Source organism: Bacillus sp. FSL K6-3176, from assembly GCF_038003325.1.
In the GTDB taxonomy this organism is placed as follows: domain Bacteria; phylum Bacillota; class Bacilli; order Bacillales; family Bacillaceae; genus Bacillus; species Bacillus altitudinis.
Genome location: NZ_JBBOOX010000001.1, coordinates 3013465 through 3030673, shown reverse-complemented (window position 1 = coordinate 3030673; position 17209 = coordinate 3013465). Strand labels below are relative to the sequence as shown.

Below are 17209 nucleotides of genomic sequence, written 5' to 3'. Positions count from 1 at the left end.
ATGAATTTACGAACAAAACTTTTCTTTCACTTTGTCGGACAAATGTTTATTGTCATCGTTATTCTAACGATCGGGCAAACATTCTCTGAAAATCTTTATTTTCAAAAACGCTATGAGAATATGACTGAAACTGGTTTAACGAAGGCAGATGGAGATACACTCATGAGCTGGCTTTATTTTAACGAGGATGGAAAAATGGAAGCCGATGATCAGCTCAAACAAGCAGTGGAAAAACGTGATGGCTGGCTACAAGTGATTGATTCCAAAAAACGCAACGTCTATAGCTATCAACTCCCTAAAAACATTCCAACATCCTATCAAAAGGATGAAATGATCAAAATCTTTGAAAAAAGACAATTTAAAGATTACAAGATGTACTTCTGGCCAATTGAGATTGATCAAGAAAGCTTTATCGTCTTATATGGATTTAAAACGAACAGCACAAAGGTAGCCAATTATCTCAAGCAGCATGAAAAAAACCTGGCTGCATTGTCTCAATATTCAGTTGAAACAAAAGAATTTTTGAAAAGAATGAATGGATCGGTGCATCTGTTTAATGAAGAAGGAAAATACTTAAAAGGTATCCGAGCCAAAAATAATTTGAAAAATAACGTAACGGATGTTGAACTGCTCAAGTATCAATCAAAGCCTTGGGAGTTTAGAAGTGACCTGTCGTATATCAAAGTGAATAAGGATTTGTATATGATTGTTTCGGTGCCAAACAAAGTATACAGCCCAGACGAGCTTTATGATAAAGAGACAGAGGCTTTAAACCAATATACAACGCTTTTGATTGCAGGTCTTGCGCTTACGATTATTATCGTTATGACATTATGGTACTCGTATCGCTATGGGCTACCGATCTATCACATTATCCGCTGGCTGATTTTCTTATCAAGAAATAAATTGCAGGAGCCAACCAATAGAAAAGGTATTCCAGTAAGTAAAAATAAAAAGGGCCGTATTAAGCGGGAGTACCGGCTGTTTGAGGATATCCTCAAAACAATGGATCAGCTCACCAATACGTTAAAAGAGAATGAAGCAAACCGAAGAAAAATTCAAACCACAAGGGAAGAATGGATCGCAGGGCTGTCTCATGATCTAAAAACGCCTCTTAGCACGATTTACGGCTATGGATTAATGCTAGAATCAGATCAATACCAATGGTCCAAGGAAGAAGTCATGGAAATGGGACAAGTCATTCGTGAGAAATCAGAATACATGTCGACCTTGATTGAGGATTTAAACCTCACGTATCGATTGAAAAATGGTGCATTGCCTATTAATCGAAAACCTGTTGAACTTGGTGAATTTTTAGCCTCCATTATGGACGAGTTTTCAAGAAGCACGCTTTCAGAAGATTATTTATCATCCTTTGAAGATCAAACAGAGGGTGTCATGTTTGAGATCGATAAAGCCTGGTTTAGACGAGTCATTGAGAACCTGCTGGCGAACGCAGTGAAGCATAACCAGAAAGGTACTCTTATTCAAGCTGTTCTATCTGAAACAAATGATGAAGTTCGGATCGAAATGAAAGATAACGGACGCGGAATGGCGCAAGAAACAGTGGATCATTTATTTAATCGTTACTATAGAGGGACAAATACGAATGATCCAACAAATGGAACAGGACTAGGACTGGCGATTGCAAAAGAGCTTGTCTTACTGCACGATGGCGATATTCAAGTAGAAAGTGAATTAGGTCAAGGAACAACTATTGCGATTATCCTAAAGAAAACACCATCTGTAAAATAGCCAAAAAACGATTTTCTTTTCTAAAGGAGATCGTTTTTTCTTGTTTTAGGATTGAAATCGATTTTGTAAACGATTACAATAAAATTGTTAACGTGAACAAATTGATTTTCATCATTATAAGAGATGGGGGAGTTTGATGAAAGCTTTTTTAGATGAGCAGTTTTTATTAAACAGTCAAACGGCGGAAAAGCTATACCATGAGTTTGCAAAGAACCTTCCGATTATTGATTACCATTGTCATTTAAGTCCAAAAGAAATCTATGAAAATAAAACGTTCCAAAATATAACCGAAGCATGGCTTTACGGAGATCATTACAAATGGCGCGCCATGAGAGCAAATGGGATACCTGAAACACATATCACAGGGGATGCCTCAGATGATGAGAAATTTTTAGCATGGGCGAAAACTGTTCCGATGACGATTGGAAATCCTCTCTATCACTGGACCCATCTAGAGCTAAGACGATATTTTGATGTCGAAGAACTTTTGAATGAAGAAAGCGCAGACATCATCTGGAAAAAAGTAAATGAAAAGTTGCAAGGAGACGGATTTGGTGCGAGAGATTTCATTGTGAAATCAAATGTTGAAACGGTTGTGACGACAGACGATCCGGTTGATTCGCTGATTTATCACCAACAACTGCGGGAAGAAGGCTTTTCTGTGCAAGTGCTGCCAGGGTTTCGGCCAGATAAGGCATTAGATATCACAAATGACTTGTTTATCGAGTATGTTCATCAGCTGGCGGAGGTTTCATCTATCCAGATCGAATCCTATCAAGACTTCATAAAAGCACTTCATATGCGAATCGATTTCTTTCATGAACAGGGCTGTTTGATTTCAGATCATGCCATCAATGAAATGACGTACGAAGACACGACGGAAGAAGAAGCTGCGATCATTTTTCATAAAAGGATGTCAGGGCATCCATTGACGGAAAAGGAGAAGGTTCAATTTAAAACGCACACATTCATTGAACTAGGTCAGGCATATGCTCAGCGGGGATGGGCGATGCAGCTTCATATCAATGCGCTCAGAAACAACAATTCGAAAATGTTTGAGCGGCTTGGATCAGATACCGGATATGATGCAATGAATGATGAAGACATTGCAAAACCTCTCTGCCGCGTATTAGATCGGTTAGAACAAGCACATGCATTGCCAAAAACCATCCTCTATTCCTTGAATCCAAGGGACAATGTGGTGATTTCAACGATAGCTGGAAGTTTTCAAGATGGAAAGACTCCTGGGAAAATGCAGCATGGAACAGCCTGGTGGTTTAATGATACAAAGCAGGGAATGACAGAGCAGATGATGGCACTCTCCAGTATCGGACTGATCAGCCGATTTATTGGGATGCTGACAGATTCACGAAGCTTCCTGTCTTACACAAGACATGAATATTTCCGTAGACTGCTATGTGACATCATTGGAGATTGGGTGGAAAAAGGAGAAGCGCCTAATGATCTCAATTTGCTAGGGGGAATGGTAAAAGGAATTAGCTATGAAAATGCAAAGCAGTATTTTCAATTTGAACGGGCAAATGAGCTACCGCATAAAAGCAAGATGATATGAACAAAAAGCAAGAATATGAAAGCGTTTTTATGATAAGATGATAAAAAATCATAAAAGGCGGAATAGCATGACAGTCACAATCAAAGATATAGCAAAATTGGCAAACGTTTCTCATACCACAGTATCAAGGGCTTTGAATAATAGTCCTTTTATTAAAGAGAAAACAAAACAAAACATATTGTCGATTGCAAAACAGCTGAATTACTCACCGAATGTCCATGCCAGAGGCCTTGTCTCGCAAAAATCATTTACAATTGGTCTGTTTTTTACGAGTTTAACAGAAGGCACATCCTCAAGTTTCTTTGTTGATGCCTTAAAAGGCGTCAACAGTGTGATAACAGAAAACTATCATTTGGTTGTAAGAGGAATTGACGATTTTCACGATTACACAACCATTCATAAACAGCGATATGATGGTATTTTGCTCATGAGCCAAAGCGAGCATGACGAAGCGTTTATCCATCATGTGAAAAAACAGGGCATTCCCATTATTGTACTGAATCGCCGTGTAGAAAGTAATCAAGTGATGAATATATTAGCGGATGATGGTGAAGGGGCATACCAAGCTGCACACTATTTCATTCAGCAGGGGCATAAACAAATTGCCATTATTGAAGGGAAACAGGGATTTAAATCCACACAAGAAAGAAAAGCTGGTTTTCTGCAAGCACTCATTGACCATCATGTACCCATGAAGAAAGAATACATGATCACAGGCGACTATCATATGAAGAGCGGCTATGAATCAATGGAAGCCTTACTCACTCTTGATGATCCGCCAACTGCCCTTTTTTGCTCAAACGATGACATGGCGATTGGTGCGATGAATGCATTGTTTGCAAAAGGTAAAAGGTGTCCTGATGATCTCTCTATTATCGGTTTTGATGATATTTCATTTTCATCTTATACAACGCCTGCCCTCACAACAGTCAAAAAGCCAATTGAAAAAATGTGTGCGCTTGGAGCAGAAGCTATCCTTTCAGTCATCAACAGTGAAACGCAAGAAGACGATCATCTGGAAAAAGTGTATGTCCACACAGAGCTGATGATTAGAGATTCAGTCAAAAAGGTGCAGTAATCAGCATCTTTTAAATGAAAATGTTCACGTGTGCAAAAAATGCGGGGAGGAAAAGCGTTTGAGACGATTATCCAAAGATGTGTACCCAGTGGCTGAATATCCTGAAACCATCCTACAAATTGGCGAAGGGAACTTTATGCGAGGATTTATGAATTGGCAGATCCAGAAGCTAAACGACTGTACAGATTTTAAAGGAAGAGCAGTAGTTGTTCCTCCTCGAAAAGGATCAGTGACCGCTCTAAATGAACAAGACGGTTTATACACTTTATGTATTCAAGGGTTTCATGACCAAAAAGAAATGAACGAACGGATCGTCATTCAATCCATCAGCAGGGGAATCAGCACATATACAGATTATGAAGCCTTTTTACATGTAGCGGAAAGTCCTGATGTGCGCTTTGTCTTTTCTAACACAACAGAGGCAGGACTTGTGTTAAGAAAAGAGGACCGATTAGAAGATCGGCCGCAAGCAAGTTTTCCAGGAAAGCTGACAGCCTTCTTGTATCACCGCTTTAAAGCTTTTTCTGGAGATGAGAAAAAGGGCTTGATCATTTTACCTTGTGAATTGATTGAACAAAACGGTGATCGATTAAGAGAATATGTGATCACAATGGCAGCTGAGTGGAATCTTCCGCCTGATTTTGTGGCTTGGGTCAAGGAAGCCAACACGTTCTGTAATACGTTAGTTGATCGAATTGTCCCAGGATTTTCTCAGGAAGCAGCGGAGACTGTTCAAAAAGAAGAGGGGTATATCGATGAATTGCTTGTCACAGCAGAATATTATCACCTGTTTGTCATTGAAGCACCTGCGTTTGTTCAAAAAGAGCTTCCTTTTCAAGAAGCAGGGTTAAACGTACTTTTTGTGGAAGATATCGCTCCCTATCGTATGAGCAAGGTTCGCATTTTAAACGGTGCGCATACAGCGATGGTGCCGATTGCATATTCATCTGGCTTGGATACTGTCAAAAAAGCGGTGGATGATGAGCATGTTGGTGTGTTCATTCGCCGCATGCTTGAGGAGGAAGTGCTGCCAGGTTTGCCACTTCCTGAAGAAGAGCTTCTTCTTTATACACAATCCGTGTGGGATCGATTCTGCAACCCTTTTGTCAAACATCAATTACTCGATATTGCCTTAAATGGTGTATCTAAATTTCGGGCGCGTATTCTCCCGTCTCTTCTAGATTATATAGAGCTAAAAAAACAGTTGCCTACGAAGCTTATGTTCTCATTGAGCAGTTTGATTTATTTTTATCAAGTCCATGCAGATCAGATAAAGGATGATGAGTCTGTGATGACATTCATGAAGGAAGCATGGGAGGAAGTGGACCATTCCTATGAATTAATGGTCGATCAACTTCTTTCAAACGAAGTTTTATGGGGGATGGATTTGACGAGGATCGCAGGGCTGAGGGATGCAGTAGCCGAGCAGCTCACCTTCATACATGAAAATGGCATGAGAGCTGCTGTTCACCAAATTCTTCAATATGAAAGTCAGGGGGAGAAGGCATGAGAGACTTTGTTGTGATTCATCCTTCAGATAATGTTGGTATCGCTTTAAAAGTGCTTGAGCAAGGCGAAGAGCTTCAGCACCAAGGTCATACAATCATTTTAAAAGAAACCGTTCCTAAAGGTCATAAATTTGCATTGGCTGAGATCAAAGAAAAAGAGAATATCATCAAATATGGCTACCCCATTGGTCATGCAGCCACTAAGATCTCTGCTGGAGAATGGGTGCATACGCACAATATCAAAACGAATCTATCAGGTAAGCTCGATTACGAATACCGCCCTTCTTTAACAGAAAACCCCTATGAAAAAACGAATCTGACATTCAAAGGGTATAAACGAAAAAATGGCGCAAGTGGTATACGAAATGAGCTTTGGATTGTCCCAACAGTTGGGTGTGTCAATGGCATTGCTGATCAAATCATTCAAATATTTGCCGCTGAAATGGGTGGAGACATCCATCCTTTTGAAACGGCTCTCGTATTAAAGCACAATTATGGGTGCTCACAGCTTGGGGATGATCATGAAAACACAAAAACCATTCTTCAAAATGCCGTAAAGCACCCAAATGCTGGAGGGGTTCTCGTTCTAGGTCTTGGCTGTGAAAACAATGACATTGAGGATTTTCAGGCAACATTAGGGGAGTATGACCAGGCGAGGGTGAAATTTTTAAGAAGCCAAGAAGTAGGGGATGAGATTGAGACGGGTGTCGCTTTGCTCAAGGAAATTTATGACGCAGCGAAAGAAGATCAGCGTGAAGACATTCCGTTATCTGAGCTGAAAATTGGCTTGAAATGCGGAGGATCAGATGGGTTTTCAGGCATTACCGCAAATCCACTTTTAGGCAGACTGTCCGATTTCATTGTGGCTCAAGGCGGAACCACCGTATTAACAGAAGTGCCGGAAATGTTTGGAGCTGAAACGATCTTAATGGAGAGAGCGGAATCAAAAGCGACATTCGACAATATTGTGCAGATGATCAATGATTTTAAACAATACTTTATGGATCATCGACAGCCAGTATATGAAAATCCTTCCCCGGGAAATAAAGCAGGAGGAATTTCGACATTAGAAGATAAATCTCTCGGCTGTACACAAAAAGCGGGTACTTCCGTTATAAAGGATGTTTTAACATACGGGGAGCTGCTAAAACGAAAAGGATTGAATTTATTAAGTGCGCCTGGGAATGATTTGGTTGCTTCATCTGCTCTCGCAGCGTCTGGCTGTCAGCTCGTCCTCTTTACAACAGGCAGAGGCACACCGTTTGGCACATTTGTTCCAACGATGAAGGTATCGACCAATACCGCGTTATACGAAACAAAAAAACATTGGATTGACTTTAATGCGGGGGAATTGCTTGAGGATGTATCAGAAGATGTGGTGCTAGAGAAGTTCATTGCCACGGTGATTGATGTGGCGAGTGGAAAGCTGTTAAATCATGAAAAAAACAATTTTAGAGAGTTGGCCATTTTTAAAACAGGTGTGACACTTTAAGGCGTCTGGGGGATGATGAAATGTCTAAAAAACGAAATTTGATGTATGTGACAGCAGGAACAGTACTAACAGGAATTGGACTCGCACGTTTAGCAAAGCAAGGGAAAAAAGACAAAGAAACAAATGGCATAGATCATGTGTTAAAGCAGATAAAAGCGCCAAAGTTCCCAGATCGTGAATTCAATGTGATTCATTACGGCGCGGATAACAAAGGGATAGAGCTTTCGACAAATGCTATTCAGTCTGCCATCGATGATGCACATCGTTTGAAAGGAGGGCGTGTGCTGATTCCTGAAGGGACATTTTTGACAGGCGCTCTAGAATTGAAAAGCAATGTAGAGCTTCATCTTCATGAAAACGCCTATGTGAGCTTCAGCCAAGATACACGTGATTATCTCCCCCTTGTTCTAACAAGATATGAAGGAATTGAGCTTTATAATTATTCACCACTTATTTATGCCCATCATGCAGAAAACATCGCGATTACAGGAGCAGGCACGCTGGACGGGAGGGGGGATGAACACCACTGGTGGCCTTGGAAGTATGGAACAAATGGTCAACCCTCTCAAGATCGGGATCGTCAGCTTCTTTTTGAAATGGCTGAAAAAAGAGTACCAGTGGAAGAAAGAGTGTTTGGCGAAGGACATTATTTAAGATCAAGCTTTATCCAGCCATACAATTGCCAAAACATTCTCATTGAAGGAGTAACAGTAAAGGATTCACCGATGTGGCAAGTCCATCCGGTGTTAAGTGAAAACGTCATCGTCCGTGGGGTGAATATCATCGGTCATGGCCCAAATACAGATGGTGTGAATCCAGAGTCGTGCCGACATGTGCTCATTGAAGATTGTTATTTTGATAATGGCGATGATTGTATTGCCATTAAATCGGGCAGAAATGAGGACGGCCGGAGAATCGGTGTTCCATCTGAAAACATCGTCATTCGTAGAAATACGATGCGTGATGGTCATGGCGGAGTAACGATCGGGAGTGAAATCTCTGGAGGCGTCAAGTATGTATATGCAGAGGATAATGTCATGGACAGTCCAAATCTCGACAGGGCATTGCGCATTAAGACCAACTCTGTCAGGGGCGGTACCATTGAACACATCTATTTTAAAAACAATCTAGTGAAAAGCTTAAAGCATGAGGTGGTCTGTATCGACATGATGTATGAGGAAGGGGATGCCGGTCCGCATAGGCCTGTAGTCCGTCATATTGAAGTAGAAGGGTTAAAAAGCAGCGGAGGGCGATATGGCGTGAAGATCGCCGCATACTCACATTCCCCGGTCACACACTTTAAAATGAAAGACTGTGTCATTGACGATGTCACGTACCCTCTTTCATTGGAACATGCAGTATCTCCTTCATTTCAGAAAGTTGTCATTAATGGTGAACATATCAACCAATAGCGGAAGTGAAAACAGCCACGTCAAAGGCTGTTTTTCTTTTATAAGGACAGACAATCGGAATCACATATACAACCTATCTGCACTGTAGTATAATATTCCCGAAATTAGAAAAGAATTGACGAAAGAGATGACGTCAAGTAGTACATAAAGCAGGGGGTTTATTGATGAAGAAGTTAACTGGTATTTGGCTATCATTGTTACTTGTGATCGGTGTTTTAGCAGGGTGTGCAGGTGCGGAAACGGACCAAAAAACAAACAGTTCAAAGCCTAAAGAGACAGAGGCTGCAGCATTTCCTGTATCCATCAAAGATGCAGCTGGTAAAACCGTTGAAATCAAAGAACAGCCTAAACGAATTGTTTCGTTAATTCCAAGTAATACAGAGGTTGCCTATGCCCTTGGCCTTGGAGATAAAATCGTTGGTAGATCAGACTTTGACAACTATCCAAAGGAAGTAGAAAAGGTGGAGAAGATTGGCGGTCTTGATTTCAATGTAGAGAAGGTTATTTCCTTAAAACCTGATCTTGTCTTAGCACATGCATCACAAATGAGTTCAAAAGACGGATTTAAACAGCTTGAAGATGCAGGTATTCAAGTGCTGACTGTTAATGATGCAGCCTCTTTCAAAGATGTGTATAAGTCTATCCATATGATTGGTGAAGTAGCTGGCGTAAAAGAGGCATCAACGAAGCTTGTAGATGAGATGAAATCAAAACTGAATGACATCAAAAAACAAGCAGAATCCATCTCCAAAGACAAACAAAAAACAGTTTTTGTCGAAGTATCAGGTGCGCCTGAAATTTATACAACAGGTAAACAAACGTTTATGGACGAAATGTTGTCTGTCATTCATGCAAAAAATGCTGCTGGCGACCAAACAGGCTGGGTGCAAATGACGGAAGAATCAATTATTAAACGAAATCCTGATGCCATCGTTACGATTGATGGTGCAGGATTAGATGATCTGAAAAAAAGAGACGGCTGGAAGGCAATCAAAGCAGTCAAAGAAAAACAAGTCTTTCAATTGAATACGGATCTGGCATCACGACCGGGACCGCGATTGGTTGAAGGAGTGGAGGCTCTTGCGAAAAGCATCTATCCTGACAAGTTCAAATAAAATCATCATCGCATACACAGCAAGTGCTTTACTTCTTGTCGTGAGCATTGGAATGGGAATCTCATTTGGCAGTTTAGGGATTCCCATTCCTTCTATACTTCGGATCTTTGTTCATGAAGTATTTGGAATTCAGGCCGGAACCATTGATGCAATTGACCGCAATATTATGATGAATATCCGGCTGCCGAGAGTGATATTAGCGGCGTTAGTCGGAGCAGCTCTGGCGTTATCTGGTGCAGCCTTTCAAGGTTTATTAAAAAATCCTCTCGCTGACCCTTATACACTTGGGGTATCTCAAGGGGCATCTGTGGGGGCTGTAGCCACATTGTTTTTCAGTTTGCAGTTTCCTTTGCTTGGCAGTTTTACACTGCCTTTTTTGAGTATGACAACAGCGCTTGTCACACTATGTCTCGTCCTCTTTTTTGCCAGTCTGGTTCACCGAGGAATGAGCATTTCTTCTTTAATTTTGACGGGGGTCATCTTTAGCTCTTTTTTAGGTGCCCTCATTTCATTAATGATTGCGTTAACAGGTGATGATTTAAAAGAGATTATTCATTGGCTTCTAGGCAGTGTGTCTATGAGAGGCTGGCGTTATATTGCTCTTTTCCTTCCTTTTTTCCTCATTGGTACATTTGCACTGATCCTGATGGGAAGAGATTTAAATGTGATGACATATGGTGAAGAAAAGGCAAAACTGTTAGGGGTGCATGTGAAACGGAGCAAATATGTGGTGTTGCTTGCTGGTTCGATTCTGACTGGAAGTGCGGTGGCTGTGTCAGGAACGATCGGATTTGTAGGACTGGTGATTCCACATTTTATCCGTCTTTTATCCATTACGGATCATCGTCATTTGCTGCCTTTGTCGATGCTGAATGGTGCTTCTTTTCTCGTTTTAGCAGATGTGCTCTCCCGTACGATCATTGAACCGACTGAATTGCCTATTGGCATCATTACGGCGTTAATTGGTGCTCCTGTCTTTGGCATCATCCTCATCCGCAGATATAGAGGAGGGACGCATCTATGATTCAAGTGAAGGAAGTTAGAGGGGGATATGGTGTAAAAGAGGTCATTCATGGCGTGAGTTTTGAAGTGGAGCGAGGGGAATTCCTCGGCATCCTTGGTCCAAATGGGAGCGGTAAGACGACGCTACTTAAAATGATCGCAGGTATTTTAGCACCTGAGAGCGGCCAAGTAACACTAAGTGGTCATCCAGTTCAATCCTACCGGCCAAAGGCACTTGCGCAAAAATTGGCGGTTCTCCCCCAGAAGACCGATCAAGCTTTTTCATTTACAGTGGAAGAAACGGTCCAGTTTGGGCGTCATCCTTATCAGAAAGGGTGGCTACAATCTGTTACAAAAGAAGATATCGAGATTGTCAGCAAGGTGATGGACCAAACAGATATTGCTCAATTTAAGGATCAATCCATCCATGAGTTAAGCGGTGGAGAACAGCAGCGGGTTTACTTAGCTCAAGCGCTGGCTCAGTGCCCTGACTATTTATTGCTGGATGAACCAACCAGTTTTCTTGATTTAGCTTATCAAAAAGAGTTACTCGATTTGATTAAACAAGAGACCACTTCCTCTAACTTAACGGTGATCGGTGTGTTTCATGATGTGAACATTGCCAGTTTGTATTGTGACCGCCTGCTTTTGCTGAATGAAGGAAAGACGGACATGCTGGGAGAACCGCATCATGTGTTGACCACCGAACGGGTGAACCGGGTGTATGAAACAGATGTAACACCTCTCCAACATCCACTGCGGGCAAACCCTCAGCTGGTAATTGAACCTGCGTCCATCTCTGAACATTCAAGGCTGAACTTAGCGGATGGGTGGAAAACATATGGCGCAAACGGAATGACATTTTCTACTCATCAGCCATTGCGCATCCTTTCATCACATGAGAAAAGCGGGGGGTTCTTTTGGACACGGTCCCTTGGAACGGGAACTGAAGCACTCCATGACATGCTGGATGATGAGGAAGGGTACTTATTTCTTGGTCAATCTGATGGGCCGAAGCAATACGCCGCTGAAGATGATGATGAAGATGTCCTTCTTTATGGGATGCATCAAGAAGGAGAGCTGTCCGTTTGGCTTGTGCTGAAAGGAACGATATCAGATGGTGCGTCTGTCCAGCTGATGGGCGAGCTGACGCACTTCATTAAACAAGAGACAAGTATCCAGGTGCATCATCTTTGTATCGCTGCTGCCAATGCAGAAGAAAAGGAGCATACTGCTCATTTACATGAAAGAGTCAGACTGAAAGTGAAGCATCTTCTTCATACATTGAATGCTATAAAAAAGTGAACCGGCTGGTTCACTTTTTTTGTTGAAAACATCAACATCTACTTATGTCATCCACTGAATATTTGAAAAAAACGAAAAATATGTTGCTAAATAAATCATATTGCTTTTATAATAAGAATAATGAAAGCGTTTTAATAATTAATTGTTTAAAAATGCAACAATCGGAAGGGGAGGATCATTTGAACATTCAAGGAATCATTCCAGCTATTTTGACACCGCTTACAGAAGAAGAGCATTTTCATCCAGAAGTGACAAAGCAACTTATTGATCATTTAATCGACTCAGGTGTGCACGGCATCTTTGCTTTAGGGACAAACGGCGAATTTCATTTGTTTTCAGAGGAAGAAAAGCTTCAAATTGCTGAAACTGTTGTAAAGGCTGCGGGCGGCAGGGTGCCTGTATACATGGGAGCAGGTGAGAATAGCACTAAGGCAACCATTAAGCTGTCAAACAAGTTCGCAGATTTAGGCGTAGATGTCTTGTCGGTTATCACCCCTTATTTTGTTGCGCCATCACAAGAGGAGCTGTATGAGCATTTTCGTCATATTTCAGAGAATGTGACCATCCCCATTTTACTTTATAACATTCCATCAAGAACAGGTGTGTCACTTGCGCCAGAGACGGTTGCAAGGCTCAGCGTCCTACCGAATGTGTTAGGTATTAAAGACAGTAGTGGAGATATTGCCAATATCAAAGCGTATCTCGATGTCACAAAGGATGAAGAGTTTGTCGTGCTTGCAGGAACGGATTCCCTCATTTTAGAGACATTGAAGCTAGGCGGAACAGGTGCAGTGGCGGCAACGGCAAATGTGCTTCCCAAAACCGTCGTTGGCATTTATGAATCGTTTCAGCAAGGAAATCTTGACCAAAGTGAGCAATGTCAGCAGCAGCTGCAGCCGTTAAGAGCGACATTCACATTAGGAACGTTACCAGCACCTTTGAAAAAAGCAGCTGAACTTTCAGGGATTCCTGTAGGTCCGCCAAAAAGCCCGGTCAAAGCATTATCCGGCGAGGCTTTAGAAGCTGTGATGAACATGATGGAGAATTATCGGATACAAGCAAAAGCAGCAAAGGAGTCGTGAAGAGATGACAATATCACATTATCACTTTCAAACGGCATCACACATTGTTTCTGGCGCCCACTCTCTAGAGCTCCTTGGGGAGAAACTAGAGCTATTAGGACTTAGCAAATTGAGATCGATTTTTATTTTAACGCAGCCATCCATCGTATCTCTTGGTTACGCAGATCAAATCAAAACAGAACTTGCGAAAAAAGGGATTGCGAGTGAGATCAGCACAGAGATTAAGCCTGAACCAACGGAAGAAAATATCGAGGACGTATTCCAGACATTTTTAAAAGGGGAGCATGAAGCCATTATTGGGATTGGTGGCGGGAGTGTGCTGGATGCGGCCAAAATATTAGCTGTTCTAAAGACGAATGATCAGCCAATTTCTGATCTCGTTGGCACGAACCTTGTTAAAAAAAGAGGAGTTCCAACGATTCTCATTCCAACAACCTCAGGTACGGGATCAGAAGTGACACCAAACGCGATTGTTACCTTTCCGGAAAAAGAATTAAAAATTGGCATGGTCAGCCCATACCTTTTGCCTGATCTTGTGATCTTAGATCCCGCACTGACACTCAAATTGCCAAAAGCCATTACCGCAGCTACAGGGATGGATGCGTTTACGCATGCGCTTGAATCGTATATTTCAAATAAAGCCAATCCATTTAGTGATATGTTTGCACTCGAATCGATGAGGCTCATTTCAGGAAGTATTCAGGAGGCCTATCATCACGGGGATAATATGACAGCAAGGGAAGATATGCTGGTTGGTGCCATGTATGGCGGGATGGCGCTCACAAGTGCCGGAACCGCTGCTGTTCATGCAATGGCTTATCCGTTAGGGGGGAAATTCAAAATTTCACACGGTGTCGCTAATTCCATGCTGCTTCCTCATGTCACGGCGTTTAATGCAGACCATATCAAAGATCGTCTTGAAGATATTGCTAGAGTGATAGGGATCGAAGAGAAAGGCTCAAAGCATACGCTTGCAGAGCAAGTGATTCGTCAAGTAGAAGAGTGGACAGCGGATTTACACATTCCTCAACAACTCAAAGCCTTCGGCGTGTCAAAAGAAGATGTGCCGGCACTTGCTGAAGCTGCTTCGGAGGTGAAGAGATTAATGGATAACAACCCGAAGCCGATGTCTGTCTCTGATATTGAACAGATCTACATGAAACTGCTCCACGTTTAACACTTCATACGTCACTGGGATGGGACATGAGAAGTTGCTTCATACGGCTTGCACACAAAGGGGGATTTTAAGTGAATGTCTTAAGTAGTTCTGTCATCACATTTATTTTAATCGTCATTATTCTCTATATTCTGTTTACGACCTGGCTGACGATGCGTTTCCGTAGTAAGTCTAACTCAGAATTTAACAATGCCGCTAAGTCACTTCCAGCTATTGTGGTCGGTATTTTGTTAATGAGTGAATTCATTGGGACGAAGTCAACTGTCGGAACAGCTGAATCTGCTTTTACACACGGGCTTTCCGCTTCATGGTCTGTTATCACAGTTGCTATTGCCTTTTTTATTTTTTCCTTTTTCTTAGTGGGAAAGTTTTATCGAACAGGACAATACACGATTTCAGGTATTATTGATCAAAAATTTGGGAAATCAACAAAGCTTGTTGTCTCTGTCATTATGATTGCAGCCCTGCTCTTAGTGAATCTAGGAAACTATTTAAGTGGTTCAGCTGCCATTGCATCCATTCTTGGCCTTCCTTTAATGACCTGTGCCATCATCACGGCGGTTGTGAGTACATTTTATTTTACTTTCGGAGGAATGAAGGGGGTTGCATGGGTCACGATCCTTCATTCAATTGTGAAGTATGCGGGGATTTTAATTACACTAGGGGTAGCCCTTTATTTAACAAAAGGCTTTGAGCCAATGAAACAAACATTACCCGACCATTTCTTTACATGGGATGGGACCATCGGTTGGGGAACGATTGGAGCCTGGTTTATAGGAAACATGGGGGCCATTTTTGCGACGCAGTTTATCATTCAAGCGATCACCTCGTCGAAAAGTGAACGAGAAGCGAAAAAATCGACCCTGTATGCAGCACTCCTTTGTTTGCCGCTTGCCATTGCGATCGGGATCATCGGTGTCGCAGCCCGTTATTTGTATCCAGACATTGATCCTATTTATGCTTTCCCTGTCTTTTTACAGCATATGAATCCGATTTTGAGCGCTATTGTGGCAACATCGCTTGTCGCATCCATTTTTGTTGGTGTCTCGACGGTTGCACTTGCTACAACCACGTTGATTATTGATGACTTTTATGTACCGAAAAAGAAACCATCACCAGAGCAGCGTATGAAGGTGACTCGGTATGTAGCTGTCATGGTTGGGATTGTGCCGCTTGTGGGGGTCGCGCTTGCACCAGAGTTGCTGTCACTTTCCTTTTTTACACGAGCACTTCGAACATCGATTGCAGTTGTAGCAGCAATGGGCTTTTACTTGCCATACTTTAATTCAAATAGAGGAGCAACCATTGGTCTTGCCGCTTCAGGCATCGCCACGACGGTGTGGTATTTACTCGATAATCCATTTGGAATCGATAATATGTATGTGGCCATTATCATTCCTTTCCTAGTTCTGGTGATGGATCGATGGATCAGCCCGCCAGCTAAAAAGGATCAATCACTGAAAGGAGAATTATGATGACAAATGAAGACATCATGATCAAAATAGATGGAAAATTGCGACAAAATGAACAAGACGCAGCTAGAAAAGAAGCCTTTTTACCAACAGATTGCGTGCAAAACCATGCGGCTAATCTCATCGAACTGGATAATGGAGATTTGCTGTGTGTATGGTTTGGCGGTACGCAAGAAGGAATTCCTGATATCTCTATCTATATGTCAAGGCTCAAGCAAGGAAGTAATCAATGGACGAAGGCTGTGAAGCTGTCTGATGATTCTACAAGATCTGAACAAAATCCAGTTCTTTTTCAAGAGAAAGATGGCAGGCTGTGGCTGCTTTATACAGCACAACTTTCTGGCAATCAAGATACAGCTCTTGTGAGATATCGTTTATCGGAGGATAGAGGAGAGACTTGGGGAGAGATTGGTACTTTATTTGATCAGCCGGGGACGTTTATACGACAGCCTATTGTTATATTGGATAATGATGATTGGCTCCTTCCGGTGTTCTATTGTAAAACGATTCCTGGCGTAAAATGGACAGGAAACCGTGATGTCAGTGCTGTGAAGATTTCCTCAGATCAAGGGAAGACCTGGGAAGAGGTCACTGTGCCCAACAGTACTGGCTGTGTTCATATGAATATCGGAAAATGTGCGGATGGTTCCCTGCTTGCCCTCTTTAGAAGCCGGTTTGCTGATTCGATTTATATGAGCCGTTCAGTGGATCATGGACGGACATGGTCTGAGCCAAGAGCAACAGAGCTGCCAAACAATAACTCATCCATTCAATTTACGGTGCTCCATAATGGTCATCTTGCCCTCGTTTATAACCATATCAATGCGGATGATCAAACAGAAAGAAGAGCGTCCTTGTATGATGAAATTGAGGATGAAGGCGATACACGAACGGCTGTTGATACAGAGGCGCGTCCAGCCTTTTGGGGAACACCGCGTGCGCCAATGACACTTGCCATCTCGACGGATGACGGTGCGACATGGCCCGTCAGACGTAACCTTGAAATTGGCGATGGATATGCCATGACAAACAACTCAAAGGACAAATTGAATCGAGAGTATTCTTATCCATCCATCACAGAAGGAAAAGATGGTAGTCTGCACATTGCGTTTACTTTTTACCGGCAGGCCATCAAGTATGTGTGTGTGAAAGAAGAATGGACTCATCACACGTCTTAACCGCAAGGGATCAGTGTTTCCGTGAATTGTAACCCTCATTTTCTTCATTTATAATTGATG

The 17209-nt window shown here is 42.1% G+C and carries 13 protein-coding genes; all 13 read left to right on the top strand.

Annotation, left to right across the window (positions count from 1 at the left end):
- Complete coding sequence (locus MHB38_RS15860; protein ID WP_017359251.1) at positions 1-1755, top strand: HAMP domain-containing sensor histidine kinase; 1755 nt, start codon at positions 1-3, stop codon at positions 1753-1755.
- Positions 1756-1891: 136 nt separating this feature from the next.
- The gene (uxaC, locus tag MHB38_RS15855; protein ID WP_341003933.1) at positions 1892-3328 is read left to right on the top strand and encodes a glucuronate isomerase; all 1437 of its coding nucleotides are present in this window, start codon (positions 1892-1894) and stop codon (positions 3326-3328) included.
- Between the two features lie 67 nt (positions 3329-3395).
- The gene (locus MHB38_RS15850; RefSeq protein ID WP_165379123.1) at positions 3396-4406 is read left to right on the top strand and encodes a LacI family DNA-binding transcriptional regulator; all 1011 of its coding nucleotides are present in this window, start codon (positions 3396-3398) and stop codon (positions 4404-4406) included.
- A 58-nt stretch (positions 4407-4464) separates the two neighbouring features.
- Positions 4465-5916 carry a tagaturonate reductase gene (locus MHB38_RS15845; RefSeq protein WP_249670053.1) on the top strand — a complete coding sequence of 484 codons (1452 nt, stop codon included), beginning with the start codon at positions 4465-4467 and terminating at the stop codon, positions 5914-5916.
- Positions 5913-7406 (top strand): UxaA family hydrolase, encoded by a 1494-nt coding sequence (locus MHB38_RS15840; protein WP_341003928.1) that lies wholly within the window; start codon positions 5913-5915, stop codon positions 7404-7406. The genes MHB38_RS15845 and MHB38_RS15840 overlap by 4 nt, the downstream gene beginning before the upstream one ends.
- A 20-nt stretch (positions 7407-7426) precedes the next feature.
- A complete protein-coding gene (locus tag MHB38_RS15835; RefSeq protein WP_236810071.1) occupies positions 7427-8818 on the top strand; it encodes a glycoside hydrolase family 28 protein in 1392 nt (463 codons plus the stop codon).
- Between the two features lie 164 nt (positions 8819-8982).
- Positions 8983-9933 carry an ABC transporter substrate-binding protein gene (locus MHB38_RS15830; protein ID WP_341003925.1) on the top strand — a complete coding sequence of 317 codons (951 nt, stop codon included), beginning with the start codon at positions 8983-8985 and terminating at the stop codon, positions 9931-9933.
- Positions 9899-10957, top strand: coding sequence for a FecCD family ABC transporter permease (locus MHB38_RS15825; RefSeq protein WP_341003923.1), 1059 nt, complete (start codon positions 9899-9901; stop codon positions 10955-10957). The genes MHB38_RS15830 and MHB38_RS15825 overlap by 35 nt, the downstream gene beginning before the upstream one ends.
- Positions 10954-12240: a heme ABC transporter ATP-binding protein gene (locus tag MHB38_RS15820; protein WP_341003921.1), complete on the top strand. Its 1287-nt coding sequence runs from the start codon at positions 10954-10956 to the stop codon at positions 12238-12240. The genes MHB38_RS15825 and MHB38_RS15820 overlap by 4 nt, the downstream gene beginning before the upstream one ends.
- 179 nt (positions 12241-12419) lie before the next feature.
- Entirely contained in the window at positions 12420-13322 is a 903-nt protein-coding gene (gene dapA / locus MHB38_RS15815; RefSeq protein WP_035701352.1) for a 4-hydroxy-tetrahydrodipicolinate synthase, read from the top strand.
- Between the two features lie 4 nt (positions 13323-13326).
- Complete coding sequence (locus tag MHB38_RS15810) at positions 13327-14499, top strand: iron-containing alcohol dehydrogenase (RefSeq protein WP_017359261.1); 1173 nt, start codon at positions 13327-13329, stop codon at positions 14497-14499.
- A 71-nt stretch (positions 14500-14570) separates the two neighbouring features.
- Complete coding sequence (locus MHB38_RS15805) at positions 14571-15974, top strand: sodium:solute symporter family protein (RefSeq protein ID WP_025207958.1); 1404 nt, start codon at positions 14571-14573, stop codon at positions 15972-15974.
- Complete coding sequence (locus MHB38_RS15800) at positions 15974-17149, top strand: sialidase family protein (protein WP_099496740.1); 1176 nt, start codon at positions 15974-15976, stop codon at positions 17147-17149. The genes MHB38_RS15805 and MHB38_RS15800 overlap by 1 nt, the downstream gene beginning before the upstream one ends.
- Positions 17150-17209: the final 60 nt, after the last annotated feature.